The 23681-nt window shown below is 31.6% G+C and carries 22 protein-coding genes; 18 read left to right on the plus strand and 4 right to left on the minus strand.

The window, feature by feature from the left end; genetic code table 11:
- Positions 1 to 34: 34 nt before the first annotated feature.
- Both IFB02_RS09800 and IFB02_RS09805 read right to left on the minus strand, forming a co-directional pair.
- Positions 35 to 847, minus strand: coding sequence for a metallophosphoesterase (locus IFB02_RS09800; RefSeq protein ID WP_106687195.1), 813 nt, complete (start codon positions 845 to 847; stop codon positions 35 to 37).
- A gap of 98 nt (positions 848 to 945) precedes the next feature.
- Positions 946 to 1584: a glutaredoxin family protein gene (locus IFB02_RS09805; RefSeq protein ID WP_106687196.1), complete on the minus strand. Its 639-nt coding sequence runs from the start codon at positions 1582 to 1584 to the stop codon at positions 946 to 948.
- Positions 1585 to 1653: 69 nt separating this feature from the next.
- Between IFB02_RS09805 and IFB02_RS09810 the strand changes: the two genes are divergently transcribed.
- The 9 genes from IFB02_RS09810 (at position 1654) to IFB02_RS09850 (ending at position 8505) form a co-directional block, all read left to right on the plus strand.
- A complete protein-coding gene (locus IFB02_RS09810; protein ID WP_106687197.1) occupies positions 1654 to 2430 on the plus strand; it encodes a 3'-5' exonuclease in 777 nt (258 codons plus the stop codon).
- Positions 2431 to 2723: 293 nt separating this feature from the next.
- Positions 2724 to 3335 carry a fumarylacetoacetate hydrolase family protein gene (locus IFB02_RS09815; protein WP_106687198.1) on the plus strand — a complete coding sequence of 204 codons (612 nt, stop codon included), beginning with the start codon at positions 2724 to 2726 and terminating at the stop codon, positions 3333 to 3335.
- A complete protein-coding gene (locus tag IFB02_RS09820) occupies positions 3335 to 3676 on the plus strand; it encodes an Hpt domain-containing protein (RefSeq protein ID WP_106687199.1) in 342 nt (113 codons plus the stop codon). Before IFB02_RS09815 ends, IFB02_RS09820 begins: the two co-directional genes overlap by 1 nt.
- Positions 3676 to 4926, plus strand: a complete 1251-nt coding sequence (locus IFB02_RS09825; RefSeq protein ID WP_106687200.1) for a competence/damage-inducible protein A — start codon at positions 3676 to 3678, stop codon at positions 4924 to 4926. The genes IFB02_RS09820 and IFB02_RS09825 overlap by 1 nt, the downstream gene beginning before the upstream one ends.
- 80 nt (positions 4927 to 5006) lie before the next feature.
- On the plus strand, positions 5007 to 5243 hold the full coding sequence (rpmB, locus tag IFB02_RS09830; RefSeq protein WP_106687201.1) for a 50S ribosomal protein L28: 237 nt from the start codon (positions 5007 to 5009) through the stop codon (positions 5241 to 5243).
- 27 nt (positions 5244 to 5270) lie between these two features.
- Positions 5271 to 5453, plus strand: a complete 183-nt coding sequence (gene rpmG / locus IFB02_RS09835; protein ID WP_027880093.1) for a 50S ribosomal protein L33 — start codon at positions 5271 to 5273, stop codon at positions 5451 to 5453.
- Between the two features lie 39 nt (positions 5454 to 5492).
- Positions 5493 to 5642 carry a DUF4295 domain-containing protein gene (locus IFB02_RS09840; RefSeq protein ID WP_106687202.1) on the plus strand — a complete coding sequence of 50 codons (150 nt, stop codon included), beginning with the start codon at positions 5493 to 5495 and terminating at the stop codon, positions 5640 to 5642.
- 165 nt (positions 5643 to 5807) lie between these two features.
- Positions 5808 to 6782 carry a signal recognition particle-docking protein FtsY gene (ftsY, locus tag IFB02_RS09845; RefSeq protein WP_106687203.1) on the plus strand — a complete coding sequence of 325 codons (975 nt, stop codon included), beginning with the start codon at positions 5808 to 5810 and terminating at the stop codon, positions 6780 to 6782.
- Positions 6783 to 6864: 82 nt separating this feature from the next.
- Positions 6865 to 8505 (plus strand): amidase family protein, encoded by a 1641-nt coding sequence (locus IFB02_RS09850; protein ID WP_106687204.1) that lies wholly within the window; start codon positions 6865 to 6867, stop codon positions 8503 to 8505.
- Here the strand turns inward: IFB02_RS09850 and IFB02_RS09855 are convergent.
- Positions 8498 to 9583, minus strand: coding sequence for a serine hydrolase domain-containing protein (locus IFB02_RS09855; RefSeq protein WP_106687205.1), 1086 nt, complete (start codon positions 9581 to 9583; stop codon positions 8498 to 8500). The two genes, IFB02_RS09850 and IFB02_RS09855, sit on opposite strands and share 8 nt — an antisense overlap.
- Positions 9584 to 9706: 123 nt before the next feature.
- On the opposite strand from IFB02_RS09855, the gene rimO reads away from it, so the two are divergent.
- A complete protein-coding gene (gene rimO, locus IFB02_RS09860) occupies positions 9707 to 11011 on the plus strand; it encodes a 30S ribosomal protein S12 methylthiotransferase RimO (RefSeq protein ID WP_106687206.1) in 1305 nt (434 codons plus the stop codon).
- A gap of 1 nt (position 11012) precedes the next feature.
- Here rimO and IFB02_RS09865 read toward each other — a convergent pair whose 3' ends face one another.
- Entirely contained in the window at positions 11013 to 12269 is a 1257-nt protein-coding gene (locus tag IFB02_RS09865; protein ID WP_106687207.1) for a carboxypeptidase-like regulatory domain-containing protein, read from the minus strand.
- Between the two features lie 129 nt (positions 12270 to 12398).
- Here IFB02_RS09865 and bshC point away from each other — a divergent pair, with 129 nt between their 5' ends.
- The 8 genes from bshC to yidC all read left to right on the plus strand — a co-directional run bounded on the left by bshC (position 12399) and on the right by yidC (position 23557).
- A complete protein-coding gene (gene bshC / locus IFB02_RS09870; protein ID WP_106687208.1) occupies positions 12399 to 14015 on the plus strand; it encodes a bacillithiol biosynthesis cysteine-adding enzyme BshC in 1617 nt (538 codons plus the stop codon).
- Complete coding sequence (locus IFB02_RS09875) at positions 14008 to 15381, plus strand: pyridoxal phosphate-dependent decarboxylase family protein (RefSeq protein WP_106687209.1); 1374 nt, start codon at positions 14008 to 14010, stop codon at positions 15379 to 15381. Before bshC ends, IFB02_RS09875 begins: the two co-directional genes overlap by 8 nt.
- A 79-nt stretch (positions 15382 to 15460) precedes the next feature.
- Positions 15461 to 16996: a glutamine-hydrolyzing GMP synthase gene (gene guaA, locus IFB02_RS09880; protein ID WP_106687210.1), complete on the plus strand. Its 1536-nt coding sequence runs from the start codon at positions 15461 to 15463 to the stop codon at positions 16994 to 16996.
- Positions 16997 to 17101: 105 nt separating this feature from the next.
- Entirely contained in the window at positions 17102 to 19045 is a 1944-nt protein-coding gene (locus IFB02_RS09885) for a LysM peptidoglycan-binding domain-containing protein (RefSeq protein WP_191072706.1), read from the plus strand.
- Positions 19046 to 19074: 29 nt separating this feature from the next.
- A complete protein-coding gene (locus IFB02_RS09890) occupies positions 19075 to 19617 on the plus strand; it encodes a DUF922 domain-containing protein (RefSeq protein WP_191072707.1) in 543 nt (180 codons plus the stop codon).
- Positions 19617 to 19847: a DUF3820 family protein gene (locus IFB02_RS09895; protein WP_106687213.1), complete on the plus strand. Its 231-nt coding sequence runs from the start codon at positions 19617 to 19619 to the stop codon at positions 19845 to 19847. Before IFB02_RS09890 ends, IFB02_RS09895 begins: the two co-directional genes overlap by 1 nt.
- Positions 19848 to 19931: 84 nt before the next feature.
- Entirely contained in the window at positions 19932 to 21548 is a 1617-nt protein-coding gene (locus tag IFB02_RS09900; protein ID WP_106687214.1) for a CTP synthase, read from the plus strand.
- 101 nt (positions 21549 to 21649) lie between these two features.
- Positions 21650 to 23557, plus strand: coding sequence for a membrane protein insertase YidC (yidC, locus tag IFB02_RS09905; RefSeq protein WP_191072708.1), 1908 nt, complete (start codon positions 21650 to 21652; stop codon positions 23555 to 23557).
- Positions 23558 to 23681 lie beyond the last annotated feature (124 nt).

Below are 23681 nucleotides of genomic sequence, written 5' to 3' on the forward strand. Positions count from 1 at the left end.
ATAAAAAAAGCACAACCTAAAAGTTGTGCTTTTTTTATATTTCCATTTCCACCATTTCTGCTCTTGCTCCCAATCGGATTGGTAAAATACTTGTTCCAATTCCTTTTGAAATGTACATTTTCGGTTCAGATTCTTTATACCAACCTTTTAAGTACTTTCCGCTTCCTTGAGGTTTGAAAGGAACAATTCCTAAAAATGTTATTTGTCCTCCGTGAGTATGTCCAGAAAGTACTAAATCAATATTTAAGCTTCCTTTTTGTTTTGTAATAATATCTCTGTATTCAGGACAATGTGATAAAATTATATTGGTTTCAGTTTCTTTTATATTCTCAACTGCTTTTCTAAAATTTGCGCTGCCGCCAACAAAATCATCAATTCCTATTATTGAGATTTCTCGGTTTTTAATAAAAATTGTTCTATTTTCGTTTATCAGTAATTCGCAATTATTTTTAGAATAAATACTTTTAAGTTTTGTCAGGTTTACATTTCCCCAATACTCCCAATTTCCTGTTATCGCATATTTTTTAATCGAATTATCAATTAATTCAAGAAATTTATTCAGAGGTTTTATTTTTTCTGTTTTATCAACAGAATCTCCAGTAATAAATATTAAATCAGGTTTTATTGAGTTTATTTTTTTTGCAATAGATTTATGGAAGTATCTTAATTGGTTAAAATGTAAATCCGAAATTTGGATAATTTTTATTTTATCTTTTTCTGATTTTGAGATGTCAAAGTAATTCCATTCAATTACATATTTCTCAAACCAAAGTGAGTCCAAAAGAACTAAGCCAAGTGAGGCTAAAATTCCTCTTTTAATAAATTTTCTTCTGGTTAAGTTGGTCATTTCACAAATTACTACCAATGAAAAGGTAAAGCGAGTTTTTCAATTTATGTTATTAGTTGTTAAGTTAAGTTAGAATAAAAATTCAATTGACCAAAGGTTTAATTAAACCCATCACGCAAAGCTTCAATAAAATCTTCCAAACTTTCAATTTGGTTATATACTTTGTTGTCCACTTTTAAAATCGGGATATGGTTAACAGCGCTATTAGGTTTTAAGGCTTTAAATTCTTTAATTAATTTGTTGTAATGCGTTGTGTCTTGGTCTATGTTATACTCTTTATAGCCAATTTTGTTTTTGGTTAAAATACGCTTGGCGTCAGGACAAATACTACAATCGTTTTGGGTGTAAATTTCAACAGTTTTAGACTTTAACTCTTCGTCTAATTTGGTATCTAACAGTTCAAAATCTTTATCAAATTGTAAGGCGTAAGCAACTTCGTTTATGATTAACGTATAGGTGTATTTACCTTCTTTTCCGTTTAAAATAACCATAGTTAGCACACGTTGTTTGGACTTTGGCGGTATGGTTTTTAAAATTGGTCTTTCGCTACTGCGTCTAAAATCTTCTGTATCTACTTTTAAAAAAATATCGTAAGAGATAGAGTCTGTGTTTTCTATATATAACTCATAACGTTTGCCTTTAATTTCTTCAATAAGCTTAACGTATTTGTGGTCGTTTTGTGCGTTAGCGCCAATGGTAAAAAGGGTTAAAAGTAAAAGAAGTAGGTAGTTTTTCATTATTTAAAAAGCTTTACAAAGTAAAAGTAACAGATTACATTTATATTTGCATAAATCAAAGCAAAATTCATGCCTTTAAATTTAACAAAACCACTTTGTTTTTTCGATTTAGAAACTACAGGTATTAATATTACTAACGATAGAATTGTCGAAATTTCAATTTTAAAAGTCTATCCAAACGGAAATAAAGAAAGCAAAACTTGGCTAGTTAATCCCGAAATGCCAATACCAGCAGAAGTCTCTGCAATACATGGTATAACTGATGATAAAGTAGCAAACGAGCCAACGTTTAAGCAACTTGCAACAGAGATTAACAACATGATTAAAGATGCAGATTTGGCAGGTTTTAATTCTAACCGTTTTGATATTCCGTTGTTAGCAGAAGAAATGTTACGTGCCGATATGGATTTTGATATGAAATCGCGCCTTGCGATAGATGTACAGACTATTTTTCATAAAATGGAACAACGTACTCTTAGCGCAGCGTACAAATTTTACTGTGATAAAACTTTAGAAAACGCTCATACTGCAGCAGCAGATACATTGGCAACTTATGAAGTGTTAGAAGCACAAGTAGAACGTTATGAAGATTTAGAAAACAACGCGAAGTTTTTAGCCGAGTTTAGCTCGCGCAAGCGTTTTGCTGACTTCGCCGGTTTTATTGCATTTAATAAAGAAGGACAAGAAGTGTTTAGTTTTGGGAAGCATAAAGGCAAATTAGTAACCGATGTTTTAGAAACCGAACCAGGTTATTTTGGATGGTTGTTAAATGCTGATTTTCCGTTGTACACTAAAAAAGTGCTAACAGCAATTAAGTTAAGAGCGTTTAATAATAAGTTGGATTAAGTTGACAGTAAACAGTAAACAGTAGACTGCAAGAAGTCTGTCAGGTCGAGCGCAGTCGAGACCTAGTTAAGTGAAAAGAACAAAGCATGAAGTTTGAAGAAAATAATTAAAAACTAATAACTGTCGCCTTTATTTGAGTACATCACTTCGAGTGATGCCGAAGTATGAGGCATTGTATCGAGAAGTATCAAGTAAAAGACAATAAATTACATTGCAATTTAAAACAATATATAATCGAGTAAGCATCTATTTTCTAGCAGTGAAGCGATCTTTACTCTTGATTCTTAAATAATATGAAATTAATCTGCATAGGTCGTAATTACACCAAACATATAGAAGAATTACAAAACGAGCGTCCAACAGAGCCAGTAGTGTTTATCAAGCCAGATACAGCGATACTGTTAAAAAAACAACCGTTTTTTATTCCGGATTTTTCAAACGATGTTCATCACGAAGTAGAAGTATTGGTAAAAATAAATCGTGTTGGAAAACATATAGATAAAAAGTTTGCGCACAAATATTATGACCAAATAGGTTTAGGTATAGATTTTACAGCAAGAGATCTTCAACAAAAATTAAAAGAAAAAGGATTACCTTGGGAAAAAGCAAAGTCTTTTGATGGTGCAGCAGTAATTGGTAATTGGATAGATAAGTCTGAAATTGAAGATGTTAACGCTATAAAATTCAGCTTAAAAAAGAACGAAACAACTGTACAAAGCGGAAATACAAGTCACATGCTCTATAAAATCGACGAGATTATCGAATATGTGTCTAAATATTTCACATTAAAAATTGGAGATATTATCTTTACAGGAACGCCAGAAGGAGTTGGCAAGGTAGTTGCTAATGACGAGTTAAAAGGTTATATAGAAGACAAAGAAATGTTTTCGATTAAAGTTAAATAATGGAACAGTACTACAAATTAGATAAAATTAAAGAACTAGCAGATAACGATCAAGACTTTATCTTTGCTCTAGCACAAACTTTTTTAGAAGAAGTTCCTGCAGACGCTGCTATATTACAAACTGCTGTACAAAACCAAAACTATTTATTATCATACCAAACAGCACACAAAATGAAGCCAACAGTAGACATGTTTGAACTTGGTGTGTTAGACGATTTAATAGAAGTTCAAGATTGGGGAAAGTTTGAACAAACAGATAAAGATGTCACCAATCAATTAGCAAAAGTACTTCAAGCAGTAGAAAACGCAACAAAAGAAATTAAAGAAGATTTTAATTTATAATGCAAGCCGAAATAATAACCATTGGAGACGAAATTCTCATTGGTCAAATTATAGATACTAACTCAGCATTTATCGGTAAAGCGTTAAATTCTATTGGTGTATCTGTATACCAAATAACCTCTATTCAAGACGAAAAAGAGCATCTAATTAAAGCCTTTAAAGAAGCCGAAGAAAATGCAGATATCATAATTGTAACAGGCGGATTAGGACCAACTAAAGACGATATTACTAAGCACACTTTAACCGAGTATTTTAATGATACATTGGTTCAAAACGATTTAGTATTAGCACACGTAGAGCAACTTTTTGAAAAGTACATAACAACACCAATTTCAGACTTAAACAGAAAGCAAGCGTTAGTACCATCAACCTGTAACGTACTAATGAATAAATATGGTACAGCTCCAGGAATGTGGTTAGAAAAAGGTAATAAAACATTTGTTTCCTTACCTGGCGTACCTTATGAAATGAAAGCGCTAATCGAAGATGAAGTATTGCCAAAACTAGCGCACAAATATAAAAGACCATTTATCTTACATAAAACCATTTTAACTTATGGTTTAGGAGAAAGCGCAATTGCCGAGCGTTTAGAACACATAGAAGACCAATTACCAAAACACATAAAATTAGCGTATTTGCCAAGCTTAGGTCGTGTACGTTTAAGATTATCAGGTAAAGGGAATGATGAAGATGTATTAAGTGCCGATATCCAAACACAAGTAGACACTATCTTACCACTAATAAAAGATATATTTGTTGGTTTTGAAGACAATAATAATAGTATAGAACAAATTATTGCCAATCAATTAGTAAAAACCAATCAAACACTAGCTATTGCCGAAAGTTGTACTGGCGGAAAATTAACCCAAACCTTTGCACAACATTCTGGTGCATCAGCCTATTTTAAAGGTGGATTAGTCACTTATGCAACACAAAGTAAAATAGATATTTTAGGTGTAGATCAAGCGATTATAGAAGAACATTCTGTTGTTAGTGAAGCTGTTGCAAAAGCTATGGCGATAAATGTAAGAGAAAAATTAAATGCAGATATTGGGATTTCAACAACAGGTAATGCAGGACCAACTAAAGGCGATTCAGATGCTGAAGTAGGAACCGTTTACATAGGTTTTGCAACAAAATTAGGTGTAAAAGCCTATAAATTTAATATGGGAAACCATAGAGAAAGAGTAATAAATAAAACAGTAAATAAGAGTTTAGAGCTGCTTCAAAAAGAAATTTTTGAAAATTAACTATTAAGCTATTGTCAAATAGTAAATTATTAGTATATTTGCACCTCGATTTTTAATAACACTTTTAAAGTTATATAGTAATGTCAAGAGTTTGTGAACTTACAGGAAAGAAGGCAATGGTTGGAAACAACGTGTCTCACGCAATGAATAAGACAAAGCGTACATTTGGAGCTAATTTAATTAAAAAACGTTTTTATATTCCTGAAGAAGATAAGTGGGTAACTTTAAAAATATCTACATCAGCGTTAAAAACAATTAATAAAATCGGTATCTCTGCTGCATTAAAAAAAGCCAGAGCTAACGGATTTGTAAAATAATAAGCCAATTAGGTAAAGTAAAGTATTATGGCAAAGAAAGGTAACAGAGTACAAGTAATATTAGAGTGTACAGAGCACAAAGAGTCTGGAAAACCAGGAACTTCTCGTTATATTACAACAAAAAATAAAAAGAACACGCCAGACAGAATGGAATTAAAGAAATTTAATCCAATCTTAAAGCGTATGACAGTTCACAAAGAAATTAAGTAATATTCTTTATTGCAAAGAATTTAAAACGATAAAAGAAAGATGGCAAAGAAATCAGTAGCAACGTTACAGACAGGATCAAAAAGATTATCAAAAGCTATAAAAATGGTTAAGTCTCCAAAAACAGGAGCTTACATGTTTGTAGAAACTATTATAGCGCCAGACTTAGTAAACGACTGGTTAAAAAAATAAGAATTGCGTTTTCGCAATCCTCTTAAGCTACTTTCTATTAGAAAGTGGCTTTTTTTATTTTAAAATATTGTGTTTCTTTACATTGTAATTATGACAATTTAGCAGTCTAATTATTTGGCTTTATTATTGTAATTGCATTCCTAACAAACAAACATTAAAAACCATATGAGTTTTTTTAAAAAAATCTTTTCTTCAGAAAAAAAGGAAACCTTAGATAAAGGTTTAGAAAAGTCTAGTACTAGCTTTTTAGGTAAGCTAAGTAAAGCAGTTGCAGGAAAATCTAAAGTAGATGATGATGTTTTAGATAACCTGGAAGAAGTTTTAGTAACTAGTGATGTTGGTGTAAACACAACATTAAAAGTTATAGAGCGAATAGAAGCGCGTGTAGCTAAAGATAAATATTTAGGTACAGATGAATTAAACAGAATCTTGCGTGAAGAAATTGCAGGGTTGTTATCCGAGACCAATTCTGGAGAAGACACAGAATACACAATACCAAATTTACCAGCACAACAAAACGGACAAAAAACACCTTATGTATTAATGGTTGTAGGTGTAAATGGTGTTGGTAAGACAACAACCATAGGTAAATTAGCCTATCAGTTTAAAAAGAAAGGACTTAAAGTGGTGCTTGGTGCAGCAGATACCTTTAGAGCAGCAGCAATAGATCAATTACAAGTTTGGGCAGATAGAGTAGATGTGCCAATGGTAAGACAAGAAATGGGATCTGATCCAGCAAGTGTTGCTTTTGATGCTTTACAGTCTGGTGTCTCTCAAGATGCAGATGTTATTATTATAGATACTGCAGGTCGTTTACATAATAAAATTAACTTAATGAACGAATTAACTAAAGTAAAACGTGTGATGCAAAAAGTAGTTGGTGATGCGCCACATGATGTACTATTGGTTTTAGATGGTAGTACAGGACAAAATGCTTTTGAGCAAGCCAAACAATTTACAGCAGCGACAGAAGTAACAAGTCTTGCGGTGACCAAATTAGATGGTACAGCAAAAGGTGGTGTTGTTATAGGTATAAGTGACCAATTTCAAATACCAGTAAAATATATAGGTGTTGGAGAAGGTATAGAAGATTTACAAGTTTTTAATAAATATGAATTTGTAGATTCTTTCTTTAAATAGGAATTTTCAACATAAATTATTATAAAAAAAGCCTCTTTAAATAAGAGGCTTTTTTTTGTATTTTTATTGAAAAAAAAAAATCATGAAACTAGCTAAACTCTTAATTGTATTTCTTTTTTTATTTAATAGTTGTAAAGAAAATAATAAAACTGTAAAAGAAGACGAAGTTGAAAATGATATAAGTTCTATTTCTACAAAAGATTTTAGAGAGTTTAAAGTTTTAGATTCTAAATACATATCTAATACTTCAATTTGGGAGCAATTAAATTCACAATTAGAAGATTTTTCAGAAGAAAATTATGAACAATTAAAGCCATTAATTTTAGACCAAGATATACCAACGCTTCAGCAACATATTATTGATGGCAAACTAACTTATGAGCGTCTTACAAAATTCTACTTATTTAGAATTAGAAAATTTGATAGAGAAAATGATTTAGCATTAAATTCGGTAATAGCTGTCAATCCTAACGTAATAATGGAAGCTAGAGTTTTAGATGAAGTTGATGATCAAGATATAAATTTAAGACATGCTATTTACGGTATGCCAATTCTTTTAAAAGACAATATCAATACATCAGATATGGTAACTACTGCTGGTGCTGTTGCTTTAAAAAATAATAAAACCGAAGACGCATCAATTGTTAAACGATTAAAAGAAAAAGGCGCGTTAATTTTAGGTAAAGCTAATTTAAGTGAATGGGCATATTTTTTCTGCGGAGATTGTCCTAGCGGTTATAGTGCAATTGGTGGACAAACATTAAATCCATACGGTAGAAGAGTTATTGATACAGGCGGATCTAGTTCTGGTAGTGGTGTAGCAGTAGCAGCTAACTTTTGTGTTGCAGCTGTTGGTAGTGAAACTGCAGGATCTATTTTATCGCCAGCTAGCCAAAACTCGGTTGTAGGCTTAAAACCTACTATTGGTATAGTAAGTAGAAGTGGTATTGTACCTATTTCATCTACACTAGATACAGCAGGACCAATGTCTAAAAATGTAATTGACAATGCTATACTTTTGGATGCTTTAGTTGGTTTTGATGCTGCTGATAGTAAATCTATTGAAACTGGTTCAAGTACTATAAATTATGATGAATTAAAAAATATTTCTGTAGAAAAAAAACGTTTAGGAGCAATTAAATCTCTTATGAAAGATTCTTTATACTTAAGAGCTGTAAACGATTTAAAAACTATTGGTTTTGAAGTTGTAGAAATAGAAATGGATAACGTTGAATTACCAGATTTTATCAGACTACTTAATTTAGATATGCAAAAAGACTTACCAGAATACTTTAATACATACGCTGATGCATCTTTAGGCTTTAAAACTATAGATGATATTATCGATTTCAATAAAAAAGATTCATTAAACATTATGCCTTACGGACAGAAGTTATTTGAAGGTGTAGTTGCTGATAAAGCTTCAGTTAATGAACTGGAGTCTATTAAAGAAAAATTAAAAACCAATGGTAAACTATTTTTTGATAAACCTATGGAAGCAAGTAATTTGGATGTGATTTTGTCAATTAATAATTATCATGCTGCACATGCAGCTGTAGCAGAATATCCTGCATTAACAGTTCCAATGGGATATGCAGAAAATGGAGCGCCTAAAGGAATAACTTTTATAGGAAAACCTCTAACTGAAAATCAGTTATTACAAATAGGTTTTGCTTTTGAAAACAAGACAAAGTATCGTCAGTCACCAAAAGAACTTAATTAATTACCGCATTAATTTTTTCCCAAAGCTCATTATCAAAACTAGACAAACCAAACGTTGGGTTGTCAACATTTGCAACTTCACCCATTCTTATGACTACTAAGTTTTTACTTGGTACAACGTAAACTTTTTGATCATTTTTACCTAAACCAGCAAACATATCAGCTGGTGCATTTGGGATTAATTCACCTGTAAATTCAACTTGTGTTGTTGGTAAGTGAAAACTGGATTTTCCGTTTAACCACCATAAATAACCATAAGCTAAATTAATGTCTTGAGATGTGTTTGTCGCTTGATTAGTGTAGCTTTCACTAATAATTTGCTGGTCTTCCCATTTACCATTTGCTAACGTCATTAGACCAAATCTAGCCATACTTCGTGTGTTACTCCAATACACACTTAACGCATTTAAATCTACCCAACTACCAGTCATCCCAATTTTATCACGTAATTTTTCATTAAAATAGGTGTCCCAATCTTGTCCTGTAGCTTGTGCGACAACATCTTGCATTTTAACATACACATTATGATACGCCCAACGCGAACCTGCATCTGTTAAATATTGAAGATTTTCAGGAGAAACATCATCTCCAGTTTCATCGTCTAAACCAGAAGTCATCGTTAATAAATGTTTGCATGTAATAAGGTTTTCTTTGTTTAATTCAGCACTTGTCCAGCCTGTACCAAGATAATCAGAAACTTTATTTTCAATATTTAAAAAACCTTCATCTTGAGCAATACCTGAAACAGTTGCGGTTAATGTTTTACCAGCGCTTGCCCAATACCAAATACTATTGGCATTATGACCATTCATATAAGACTCGACAACTATTTTACCATTATGAAGCATGATAAAACCTTTTGTGTTTTTTTCATCTAAAAAATCTAATAACGGTTGAAGTTGGCTTTCATTCCAACCTGCTTCAGCTAAAGTTTTAGTTTCCCAAGTGTCTGAATTTATAGGTGGAAAATATAAACTCTCTTCATTGGTAGTTGGTGTTTCATCAATTTGATTATTGTCATTACTGCTGCAATTCAGTATTAAAAAAGAAAATGAAAATAGAAAAAGCAGTTTTTTCATAACAGTTTGGTTTTCAACTTTAGACTAAAGTATACAAAAAAGGTTTAATGTCTGATTTTTAATATTATTTCGACACTTAAAAATCGTAAATCATTACGTATCTTTGCCATCCAAAATTAAGGTATGAGAACTAAATCGCTTAAAAAGAATAAAATAAACGTTGTTACTTTAGGTTGCAGTAAAAATGTGTACGATAGTGAAGTATTAATGGGACAGCTTAAAGCAAATGGTAAAGAAGTTGTGCATGAGCAAGAAGGTAACGTTGTGGTTATTAATACCTGCGGATTTATTAACAACGCCAAAGAAGAAAGTGTAAATACTATTTTGCATTATATGCAGAAAAAGGAAGATGGTGAAGTTGATAAAGTATTTGTAACTGGTTGTTTAAGTGAGCGTTACAAACCTGATTTGGAGAAAGAAATTCCTAATGTTGATCAATATTTTGGAACTACAGAATTACCTGGTTTACTAAAAGCTTTAGGTGCAGATTATAAGCACGAATTAATTGGCGAGCGTTTAACAACAACACCAAAAAACTACGCCTATTTAAAAATTGCTGAAGGTTGTGATAGACCTTGCAGTTTTTGCGCAATACCTTTAATGCGTGGTAAACACAAGTCTACACCAATTGAAGATTTAGTAGTTGAAGCTGAAAAGTTAGCAGCAAATGGAGTTAAAGAATTAATTTTAATTGCTCAAGATTTAACTTATTACGGATTAGATTTATATAAGAAAAGAAATCTTGCCGAATTACTTGAAAACCTTGTAAAAGTTGAAGGTATAGAATGGATAAGATTACACTATGCATTTCCAACTGGTTTCCCGATGGATGTATTAGATGTTATGAATCGCGAGCCAAAAATTTGTAACTATTTAGATATTCCTTTACAGCATATTTCTGATAAGATTTTAAAAAGTATGCGTCGTGGTACAACACAAGAAAAAACGACTAAGTTGTTAAAAGAATTTAGAACTGCTGTGCCAGAAATGACTATACGTACAACTTTAATAGTTGGTTATCCAGGTGAAACAGAAGAAGATTTTGAAACTTTAAAACAATGGGTAACAGATATGCGCTTTGAGCGTTTAGGTTGTTTTACATATTCTCACGAAGAAAATACACACGCCTATAATCTAGAAGATGATGTACCAGAAGATGTAAAGCAAGATCGTGCAAATCAAATTATGGAAATACAGTCGCAAATTTCTTGGGAATTAAACCAAGAAAAAATAGGACAGACCTTTAAAGTCGTTATAGACCGTAAAGAAGGTAACTACTTTGTTGGTCGTACCGAGTTTGATAGTCCAGATGTGGATAACGAAGTGCTAATCGACGCAACTACAACTTACCTTAAAACAGGAGATTTTTATAATGTTAAAGTTGTAGAAGCAGAAGATTTTGACTTGTACGCACAAGTTGTAGAATAGTTTAAGACTTGTCTAAGTGCCTACTAATTTTTCTAATGGCGCTTTCAATAGATTTTTCGGGTTCAATAATATTATATTCGCCCCAAAACTCTGGGTCTGTAAAACCAGAAACTTCATCTTGAAGGATACTAGATGGTCTTAATCTTTTATTTTCATTAGAACTTATAGTGTTGTTATCTAAATTCCAATCTGTAATAGCCATTTCGCTATTAAGTGTGTATTTACTGTTAAACCATTTAGTTTTCCATTTTACTTTAAAAGTTAGCAAAATATTACTGTAGCTATAGTACCATTTTCCGTTTTTAACTCTGTAATTTACTTTATAGTTTGCTTCGGTAGGAATTACTTCTGCTTTTCTTGGTTTTTTCTTTACAAAATAACTAGCAGCTTCAGTTTCGTTTTCAACATTTAAATGATAATCTGCATGAGTTAAAGCAAAAGTTTGAGCGTCTATAAATAGTTTACCGTAATACATTGGTTGAGAAAAAAACGGTTTTTGTTTAAAATTTACAACATAAACTAAGCGATTATTTTTTTCAGTTGAACGTTCAAAAGTAAAATCGTAATCGTTAATATTATCGTCATTAAAAATGTATTCAGGATACTTTATTACATCTGTGTATAAAGTTCCAAATGGTCCGCCTTGTAATTTTAGAGCAAGTGTATCTAAGCGCTCATAATTTGTTTGTTTTCTAGATTTTATTAAAGTTACACGATCTGTTTTTGAAGATAAATAAGGTTGTTTTTCTATGGATACTAACGCTTCGGCAAGAGATGCATTTCTGTTTCGCTTTTTTATAGTTTCACGATAAAAACCTGTCATATAAATATTATCATTTATATAATTATCGCCTCTTGTTTTTAAGGTTTTTAAAACTAAACTTTTTGCGTCTTTAGGCGCGATGATATCTACTGAAGCTAACACTGTAGCAGCTGGTTGTAGATAGATTTTTGCGTTTTCTTTAGGTAATTCACTAATTTTTATTTCTAGTTTTTTGTAGCCTAAAAATGAAACAATTAAAGTTTCCGAAGCTTGATTTTCTGGTATTTTTAGTAAAAATTCACCTTCTTTATTAGTAATAGTACTAATGTTAGAATTGCTTAAAGTTAAATCTGCTAGAGCTAATTTGTTGTTAGAGTCTGCGTCTAAAACTTTACCTCTAAACTCAATTAATTTTTGAGCAAAAGCGCTAACATAAAATAGAGTAAAGCAAAGAAGAATTAGTGTGTTTTTTGTAGAGAATATAGTAGTTTTCATAGCATTAAAAAGTAAAATAGTTACCTATAAATATACGTATTTTATCAAAATTTGTAAAGATGTTTTATGTTAATTTTAAGACACTATATAGCGATTAGTGTCTTATATTTGTAAGACAATATTACGTTTATGCCAACAGACTGTTTACCGTTTAAAGACACAGGTTATTTTTCAAAACTTATTCTAGATTATTTAGCTGAAAGTGATCAGCTTAAATCCTTTTACAATAGGTTTCCAAAATTAGAAAACTTTAAACAGCAAATTAAAGACAAGCAAACCGAGTTTGACACAAAAACTAGAACAATTTTAGCTGAAACTCTTGTTAAGCAATATAAGTCTCATGATGTGTCATTACAGACATTAAATAACATAGAAGCATTACGTAATCCAAATACTTTTACAATAACTACAGGACATCAGCTTAATTTATTTACAGGTCCTTTGTATTTTTTATATAAGATTATTTCAACAATAAATCTTACAAAAAATCTAAAAGCAACTTATCCAGAATATAATTTTGTTCCTGTCTATTGGATGGCAACCGAAGATCATGATTTTGAAGAAATAAATTATTTCAATTTCAACGGAAAAAAATTACGATGGAATAAAAGTGCTGCAGGACCAGTTGGAGAATTGCATACAAACGGTTTAGAAGATGTTTTTAATGTGTTTTCTCAAGAATTAGGTTTAGGTAAAAATGCAGACACATTACGTCAATGGTTTAAAACGGCATATTTAGAACATGACAATTTAGCGCAATCAACATTGTATTTAGCCAACCAATTATTTAAAGATACAGGATTGGTAATTATAGACGCAAATCATAAAGATTTAAAACAGTGTTTTGCGCCATTTGTAAAAAAAGAATTATTTGAACAAACGTCATATAAAACAGTTTCTAAAACCAATTTAGAATTAGAGCAAACATCTCAAGATTATAAAATACAGGTCAATCCAAGAGAAATAAACTTATTCTATATCAATGATAATTTAAGAGAACGAATAGTTTTTGAAGACAATACGTATAGCGTATTAAATACCAAAATAACTTGGACAAAAGCACAATTAGAAGAAGAAGTAAATAATTACCCAGAACGATTTAGTCCTAATGTTATTTTAAGACCATTATATCAAGAAGTAATTTTACCAAACTTATGTTACATTGGTGGTGGCGGCGAGTTGGCCTATTGGTTTCAGTTAAAAGAAAATTTTGCTCAAAATAATGTCGCTTTTCCAATCTTACTGTTAAGAAACTCGGTGTTGTTAAAGACAAAACAACAAGTCAAAAAATTAGAAAAACTTAATATTTCTACTCAAACACTATTTTTAAAAAGAGACACATTTATAAACAAACGTGTAAGAGAAATTTCTAATATCGATATAGATTTTTCGCCTCAAATTAAACACCTAAAAAAGCAGTTTGAAGCATTATATCAAATAGCAGAACAAACAGATAAATCTTTTTTAGGCGCAGTAGATGCGCAAAGACGTAAACAAATTAAAGGTTTAGAACATCTAGAAAAACGTTTGCTTACCGCACAAAAAAGAAAGTTAAAAGATCATATAGAGCGTATTACAGATTTGCAAAATCAATTATTTCCTAATCAAAGTTTACAAGAGCGAAGTGTGAATTTTTCTCAGTTTTATTTAGAATATGGCGATAAATTAATTAAGCAATTAATTCAAAACTTAGAACCGTTAAACGCTCAGTTTTTAATTTTACAATTAGAAGATAATCATGCATAAAATAGATATAGATTTAATTGAAATGACGCTTGACGTCATGAAATATACAATCGATAGAATATCAAAAACAGATGATGTTATTGGTAAACCACAGAAAGCCGAAACTTTAAAAGCATTAGTAGGAGATACCGTAACAAAAGAAGGAATTGGTGGCGAAAATGCTTTTAACTTGTGGAAAAAACATTTAATGCACGCTAATGTAAAAATAGATCATCCGCGTCATTTAGCATTTGTACCAGCATCACCAACAAGAGCAGCAGTAATGTTTGATTTAGTAACATCTGCATCAAGTATACATGGTGCATATTGGATGGAAGGTGCAGGCGGAATTTTTTGCGAAAACGAAGCAATGAAGTGGATTGTATCTTTAACAGGATTACCACAAGGCGCATTTGGTGTGTTTACAAGTGGCGGTACAGCTGCAAACTTGTCGGCAATAGTCACAGCTCGAGAATATTGGCGTAGTTTAGACCAAAAAAATCAAAACGAAAAAGGATTAATTATCACATCTATCGGCGCGCATTCTTCAATAAAAGCTATGGCAAAAGTTGTTGATGTAGATGTGTTATTGGTAGATACCGAAGATAAGTTACAAGGTGAGGCTTTACAAAACACAATAAATAGTTTAACAGCACATCAAAGACAACGTTTGTTTGCAGTTGTTGCAACAGGAGGAACAACAAATGCAGGAATAATAGACGATCTTAACGGAATAGCCAAAGTATGCAATAAAGAGCACTTATGGTTTCATGTAGATGCGGCTTATGGTGGCGGCGCATTAGTAGCAGACTCAGTTAGACATTTATTTAATGGTATAGAACGAGCAGATAGTATTACAATAGATCCGCATAAATGGATGTTTTCTCCTTACGATTGTGGTGCAGTTATTTATAAACAACCAGAATTAGCAAAAAAAGCACATGCGCAAGAAGGATCTTATTTAGATATTTTTAAAGATGAAGGCGCGCATGGATTTAATCCAACAGATTATCAAATCCAATTAACACGTCGTGTTAGAGGTTTGCCACTTTGGTTTAGCTTGGCAACACACGGTACAGATAGATATAAACAAGCTGTAGAACGTGGTATCGAATTAGCTAACATTGCAGGTAAAATGATTGAAGATTATAAGCATGTAGAATTGGTAAGAGATCCTAGTTTATCATGTGTGTTGTATAGAAGAAAAGGTTGGCAAGCAGAAGATTATCGTAATTGGACTTTTGATAATCACAACAAAGGATTTGCTTTAGTAACTCCAACAAAATGGAAATCGGGAGATACTTTTGAAACCGTCTCACGTTTCTGCTTTATAAATCCAGATACTTCAGAAGAAGATATAAAAGCAATATTAGAATCTATGCTTTAGTTGATAGTTTTGTTAAAAAATAAGTAGAAATTTCACACCACATAAATAGTAATTTTCAACGCAATTATTATTTTTGTGCATGCAACACGACAAAGTACTTATATTAGATTTCGGATCGCAATACACACAACTAATTGCGCGCAGAGTTAGAGAACTTAACATCTATTCCGAAATACACCCATTTAACAAAATTCCAAACAACTTAGAAGACTACAAAGCAGTGATTTTATCTGGTAGCCCAATGTCTGTAAGATCAGACCAAGCGTTACATCCAGATTTATCAGGTATACGTGGTAAAAAACCATTGCTAGCAGTTTGTTACGGCGCACAATACTTAGCTCATTTTTCTGGTGGCGAAGTAGCCGAATCCAATACGCGCGAGTACGGAAGAGCCAAACTAAGTTTTGTAGAAGAAAACGAAACATTTTTAGAAGGTATACACGTTGGTAGTCAAGTATGGATGAGCCATAGTGACACAATTAAAGTGTTACCAGAAAAAGGCGTATTACTAGCAAGTACACACGATGTACAAAATGCAGCATACAAAATAGAAGACGAAACAACTTTTGCAATACAATTTCATCCAGAAGTTTATCATTCAACAGACGGAAAATTATTACTTGAAAATTTCTTAGTAAAAATAGCAAAGGTAAATCCAGATTGGACACCAAATGCTTTTGTAGAAGAAACAGTAGATAGCTTAAAAGCACAGCTAAAACAAGACAAAGTGGTTTTAGGATTATCTGGTGGAGTAGATTCTTCTGTAGCAGCAATGCTATTACATAAAGCAATAGGCAAAAACTTATATTGCATATTTGTTAATAATGGACTTTTACGTAAAAACGAATTTGAAGACGTATTAGACCAATATAAAGGAATGGGCTTAAATGTAAAAGGTGTAGATGCTTCGGCACGCTTTTTGGAAGCCTTAAAAGATGAAAGCGATCCTGAGAAAAAACGTAAAGCTATAGGACGAGTGTTTATAGAAGTTTTTGACGACGAAGCGCATTTAATAGAAGATGTAAAATGGTTAGCACAAGGTACGATTTATCCAGATGTGATAGAAAGTGTTAGTGCAACTGGCGGACCAAGTGCAACAATAAAAAGTCATCATAACGTTGGTGGATTACCAGATTTTATGAAACTTAAAATTGTAGAACCATTAAAAGCATTATTTAAAGACGAAGTTAGACGCGTTGGCGCATCAATGGGTATGGATAAAAATTTATTAGGTCGTCATCCATTTCCAGGTCCAGGATTAGCCATTAGAATTTTAGGTGATATCACAGCAGAAAAAGTTCGTATATTACAAGAAGTAGATGCTGTTTTTATAAATGGATTAAAAGAAGCAGGATTATACGATAAAGTATGGCAAGCAGGAGCAATATTATTACCTGTAAACAGCGTAGGAGTAATGGGAGATGAGCGTACTTACGAAAAATGCGTCGCATTACGCGCTGTAGAAAGTACAGATGGTATGACAGCAGATTGGGTAAATTTACCTTATGAATTTTTACAAAAAACAAGTAACGATATAATAAATAAAGTAAAAGGCGTTAATAGAGTAGTTTACGATATAAGCAGTAAACCGCCAGCAACTATTGAATGGGAATAAAAACACTCTTATTTGAGTGATTTTAGAAGGTATTAATACTAAGCTATTTTAGTAAATATAGTAGTCATTACAACCGCTAACGTACTTTTGAACGTATAATAAAATATGAAGAAAACACTATACATTTTAGGACTTTTATTAATCTTTTGTGGTGCAACAATTAATGCGCAAAATTATACTACACATAAAGTTCAAGCAGGCGAAACTCTAGAAAAAATAGCAAAACAATACAACGTATCTAAATCTGCGATTATGTCTTTAAATCCAGATGCTAGACAAGAGTTGCAAGTTAGTTCAGTATTAATAATTCCTAAACCTGGTGTAATAGTAAAACAACCAGAAACAACGACTACACAAACAAAAACGTTATTAGGATTTAAAACTCATAAAGTAAAGCGTAAAGAAACACTTTATAGCTTATCTAAAGAATATGATGTAACGCAAGAAGATATTAAAAAGCATAATCCAGAATTGTATGCTAATAATCTTCGTAAAGGCGATAAAATTAAAATTCCTGAGTACAAAATAGAAACTACAGTTGTTCAAGCTAAATCACCTTTAACTACGTACACAGTTCAGCCAAAAGAAGGAAAATGGAGAATTGCTTATAAATATGGAATCACTGTTCAAGAACTTGAAGATTTAAACCCAAACATGAAAGACGTTTTACAACCAGGAGATGTTGTTAACGTTCCAAATAAAGATGAAGAAACCATTAAAGAGGTAGACGAAAAGTATAGCTATTACACAGTTTTACCAAAAGAAGGTTTTTATCGTATTAAATTAAAAACAGGTTTAACTCAAGAACAACTTGAAAAACTTAATCCAGAATTAGAAGCGTCTGGTTTAAAAGAAGGTATGGTTTTAAAAATCCCTTTTAAAGCAGAAAATTCTACGATAGAAGGTGTAGTTAGCGAAACTAAATCCAACTTAGAAGAAGTAAACTTAACAAATGTAACTAAAGATAGATCTACAAAGACTGTTGCAGTAATGCTACCTTTTGGTTTACATAAAGTCAATACAGATTCTATTTACGATACCAAAAAACAAATAAAAGAAGATAGATACTTAAGTGTATCTTTAGACTTTTATTCTGGTGTAAAAGTAGCTTTAGACTCTTTAAAAGATTTAGGCGTAAACTTAAAAGTAGATGTTTATGATACACAAAATAGAGAAAGTAAAGTAGCATCTATATTAAGTAGCAATAATTTTTCAGATACAGATGTAGTAATTGGTCCATTAATGCCAAAGCTTTTTAATACTGTAGCTTCAAGATTAAAAAGTGATAATGTTGCAGTGGTTTCACCATTAACAAAAACAGTAGATTTAGGTGAAAATGTATTTCAAACTAGACCATCTGAAAAAATGATTGAAGATGCAGTAATTAATCATTTTCAAAAAGACTCAACAGCGCATTTTGTGATAATTTCAGATTCAAAACATAAATCTGTAAGCGACAAATTAAAAACTATTTTTAGTCGTGCATCAGTACTATCTTCAAGAAAAGAACGCAAAAGCGGTAAAGATGCTTTTTATGTGTTAGATCAAGATGTTGTTAGTGTATTAAAACCAGGTCAAAACATTGTGTTTTTAGAAACAGACAATCCTGGATTTATCTCTAATGTTGCAAGTATTTTAAATTCTAAAATTAACAATCAAACAAAAATTATTTTAACTACAACCAAAAAAGACAGAGCTTTTGAGGACGAAGAAGTAAGAAATACACACTTATCAAACCTACAATTTACTTATGCAGATATTAATAAGTCTTTTAATGAAGATGAAAACAATAGTTTTGCTAAACGTTATAAAAATCAATTTAACGAATTACCTAACACATATGCAGTAAGAGGTTTTGATATTACAATGGATGTTGTGTTAAGATTAGTCACTTCAGAAGACTTATATAATTCTGTGATTTCTGCAGGTTTAACTACCTATGTTGAAAATAAATTCTCTTACAAGAAAAAATTATTTGGAGGTTATTATAACGATGCTATTTATATTTTAAAATATCAAGATTTAAAAATAGTTGAAATAGCAGAATAATATTTTAAAATACTGTACGTTAGTTTTTTATGCTTAGATTTCTTTTTATATTTAGTTTGTTTTTTGTGTTTAAAAGTGACACAATCCAAGAGCTATCCTGGACAGAGAACTACAAATTAACTTGGGAAGATTTTAAGGGTAAACCAAATCAAGAAACAGATGCTGTAGCTATTACAGCATCAGGATTAACATTTAGTTATTCAATAAATAAAACACCTCAAAAAGTACATAGTTTTAAAACTCTAGTAAAGGCTCATTTTTATCCAGAGCATTCATGGTGTAAAAAAGAAATGGTAGACGATCATATTTTAAAACATGAACAGCTTCATTTTGATATCACCGAGCTTCATGCAAGAAAATTTAGAAAACGTATTACGACGTTAAAACCTACTTTAGATTTAAACGAAAAGTTAAACGATTTACATCAAGAAATTAATAAAGAATTAGCTGAATTTCAAGACACTTACGATAAGCAAACAGATAATTCTATAAATAAAGAAGCACAATTAAATTGGCAAAAAGAAGTTGCTAAACAATTAAAAGCTTTAGAAAAATTTAAATCTAAATCTTAGTGCTAGAGCCAGACAAAGACTTTCTTATAAAATTGGCACATACTAAAATGCCATTTGGTAAGTATAAAGACAGATACTTAATAGACTTGCCAGAACATTATGTGGTATGGTACCATAATAAAGGATTTCCAAAAAATAAATTAGGACAAATGTTAGAAACTGTTTACACTTTAAAAGTAAATGGGTTAGAATATATTGTTCGTGAGATACAAAAGCGTTATTCTAAATAATAGAATTTGAGTTAAAAATAAAACCCAAAATCATCCCTAATTTCCAACTAAAAATTGTAAATTTGCCCGCGTTAACAACGCAACATGACAACTAAAACTAAGTACATATTCGTAACCGGAGGCGTAACTTCTTCATTAGGAAAAGGAATTATAGCAGCGTCTCTAGCCAAGTTACTTCAGGCGCAAGGTTACAAGACAACCATTCAAAAATTAGATCCATACATTAACGTAGATCCAGGAACTTTAAATCCATACGAACATGGCGAATGCTATGTAACCGATGATGGTGCAGAGACCGATTTAGATCTTGGACATTACGAGCGTTTTTTAAACGTGCCAACAAGCCAAGCAAACAATGTAACTACTGGTCGTATTTATCAAAGTGTGATAGAGCGCGAACGTCGTGGCGAATTTTTGGGTAAAACAGTACAAGTGATACCGCATATTACAGACGAAATTAAACATCGTATTCAAATTTTAGGTAACTCTGGAGATTACGATATTGTAATTACAGAAATAGGCGGAACCGTTGGTGATATAGAGTCTTTACCGTATGTAGAAGCAGTAAGACAATTAAAATGGGACTTAGGAGAAGATAATGCTATAGTTATTCATTTAACGTTAATTCCGTTTTTATCTGCTGCAGGCGAGCTTAAAACAAAACCAACACAGCATAGTGTAAAAACACTAATGGAAAGCGGTGTACAAGCAGATATTTTAGTTTGTCGTACAGAGCACGAATTACCTAGTGATTTAAGACGTAAGTTAGCATTATTCTGTAATGTACGTGAAGAGGCGATTATTCAATCTATAGATGCATCTACAATTTACGATGTACCAAACTTAATGTTAGAACAAGGTTTAGATAAAGTAGTGCTTAAAAAATTAGCATTAAAAAGCGATACGCCAGATTTAACAAAATGGAATAAGTTTTTAGAGTTACACAAAAATCCAAAGTCAGAAATAACAATTGGGCTAATCGGTAAGTATGTAGAGTTACAAGATTCTTACAAATCTATTTTAGAAGCTTTTATTCATGCAGGAGCAGAAAATGAAGTTAAAGTAAATGTAGAATCTGTACACTCAGAATATTTAAATGAAGATAACATTAAGATGAAATTAGCGCATCTTGATGGTGTACTTGTGGCTCCAGGTTTTGGAGAACGTGGTATAGAAGGTAAAATATACGCCATTAAATTTGTAAGAGAAAACAACATTCCGTTTTTAGGAATTTGTTTAGGTATGCAAATGGCAGTCATAGAATATTGTCGTAATGTTTTAGGGTTAAAAGACGCTAATTCTACTGAGATGGATCCAAACACCAAAAATCCTGTAATCGATATCATGGAAGACCAAAAAACGATTACAAATATGGGCGGAACAATGCGTCTTGGTGCATGGGATTGTCATATAGAAAAAGATTCTATTGCCTATAAAGTATATCAATCACAAGATATTAAAGAGCGTCATAGACATAGATACGAGTTTAACAGCGATTACAAAGATCAAATAGAAGCTGCAGGATTAAAAACTACAGGTTATAATCCAGAAACTAAATTGGTAGAAATTGTAGAAAATCCAAGTCATCCTTGGTTTGTTGGAGTACAATATCATCCAGAATATAAAAGTACAGTAGCTAATCCACATCCATTATTTGTGGCATTTGTAAAAGCCAGTTTAAAACATCATAAGACAAAATAATGTCACTTTGACATTAAAATAAAAAGTGGTCGTATATTTGACCAAAATTTTAGACCTGCTAGATTTTATTAAATTTGGCAGGTCTTAAACTGAAGAACAGAATGGAAGAAAAAAAACTAGACATTAATTCGATAATTGGATTTATTTTAATTTTCGGAATTTTATTATTCATGATGTGGCAAAATGCACCATCTGAAGAGGAATTAAAAGCGCAAGAGGCAGAGAAGCAAGTAAAAATAGATGCTCAGAAAAAAGCCGAAGCCGAAAAAGAAGACACAAAAGTAGTCACTACAGAAGATTTTACTTCAGCAACAGACTCTGCTCAAGTAGCTGCATTACAATCTAAAATTGGTGCATTTGCTTATTCTGTAGCTACAGCAACATCTTCAGAAAAAGAAATTAATGTTCAAAACGAAGTTTTAGATTTAAAATTTAATACAAAAGGAGGACATCTTTCAGAAGTAAGATTAAAACAATTTGTAGACTTTGATTCTGTTCCAATTTACATAGTAAAAGACGGTAATTCAGTATTTAATCTTCAATTTCAAACAACAGATAACCGTACCTTAAATACTAAAGATTTATACTTCCAACCAACAGTTACAAAAAGTGGAGCCAATACTATTGTATCTATGAAGCTAAAAACTGCTCAAAATAAGTTTTTAGAGTACCAATACGTAATTAAACCAAACGAGTATATGGTAGATTTTACCATAAAATCTCAAGGTATAGAGACAGATATTAATACATCTAACCCAATAACTTTAGATTGGTCTCAAAAATTATATAGACACGATCAAAGTATCTCTTACGAGAATAGATACACACGTTTAACTTATCAAAACGATGGTGATGTAGATAAATTATCACAAATGAGTGATGATGATGAAACTGTAGACGAGTTAGAATGGTTAAGTTACAGACAACATTTTTTTAGCACAATTCTAGTAGCAGATCAACCATTTAATAATGTTGCATTACGATCTAAAAATCTTGTAGAAGACGAAGAAGTAGATTCTATTTACACAAAGCAATTTTCTACAAAATTAGATTTACCGTTAAGCGGAGCAAACCTAAACAGTAATTTAAAATTATATTACGGTCCAACAGATAGTCAAATACTTAAACAATACGAAGGAAATATTGTAGAAAGTATACCATTTGGATGGGGAATTTTTGGATGGATTAACAAGTTTTTATTCATACCATTATTTAGCGGTTTAAGTAGTTTCTTACCTTACGGGATAGCAATTATTGTAATGACGGTTTTAATCAAATTAGCCATGTCATTTGTGCAATACAAGCAGTATTTATCACAAATGAAAATGAAAATTTTAAAGCCAGAATTAGATGCTATTCGTGAAAAATACAAAGACAATAAGTTAAAAGCACAGCAAGAAACTATGGCGCTACAAAACAAAGCAGGCGCTAGTCCACTTGCAGGTTGTTTACCAGCATTAATCCAAATGCCAGTGTTTTACGCGTTGTTTATGTTTTTCCCAACAGCATTTGCTTTAAGACAGAAAAAGTTTTTATGGGCAGACGATTTATCATCGTATGATGTTGTAGCAGAATTACCTTTTAATATTCCATTATATGGTGATCACGTAAGTTTATTCCCGATTTTGGCAGCAATTGCTATTTTCTTCTATATGAAATTAACAACGGGACAAAACCAAATGTCTGCGCCACAACAAGAAGGTATGCCTGATATGGCAAAAATGATGAAGTACATGATTTACTTTGCACCCATTATGATGCTTATTTTCTTTAACCAATACGCATCTGGTTTAAGTTTATACTACTTTATTTCAAACTTAATTAGTATTGGTATCTTATTAGTCATCAAGAATTTTATTTTAGATGAAGACAAAATCCATGCTAACATCCAAGTGAAAAAAGCGCAGCCTAAAAAGGAAAGTAAATTTCAAAGAAAGATGAAAGAAATGATGGAGCAGGCAGAAAAGCAAAAACAAATGCAAGAGCAACAAAGAAAGAAACGTAAATAGTATTTATAATTTCAAAAATTAAAGCTGTCAAAAAAATAAATTAAATTTGGCAGCTTTTTTGTTATAACAAAACAGGCTTTAGCTCGTTAACAACTCATAAGTTTAATTCAATTTCCGCGAAAGC

The organism is Mesoflavibacter profundi, assembly GCF_014764305.1.
In the GTDB taxonomy this organism is placed as follows: domain Bacteria; phylum Bacteroidota; class Bacteroidia; order Flavobacteriales; family Flavobacteriaceae; genus Mesoflavibacter; species Mesoflavibacter profundi.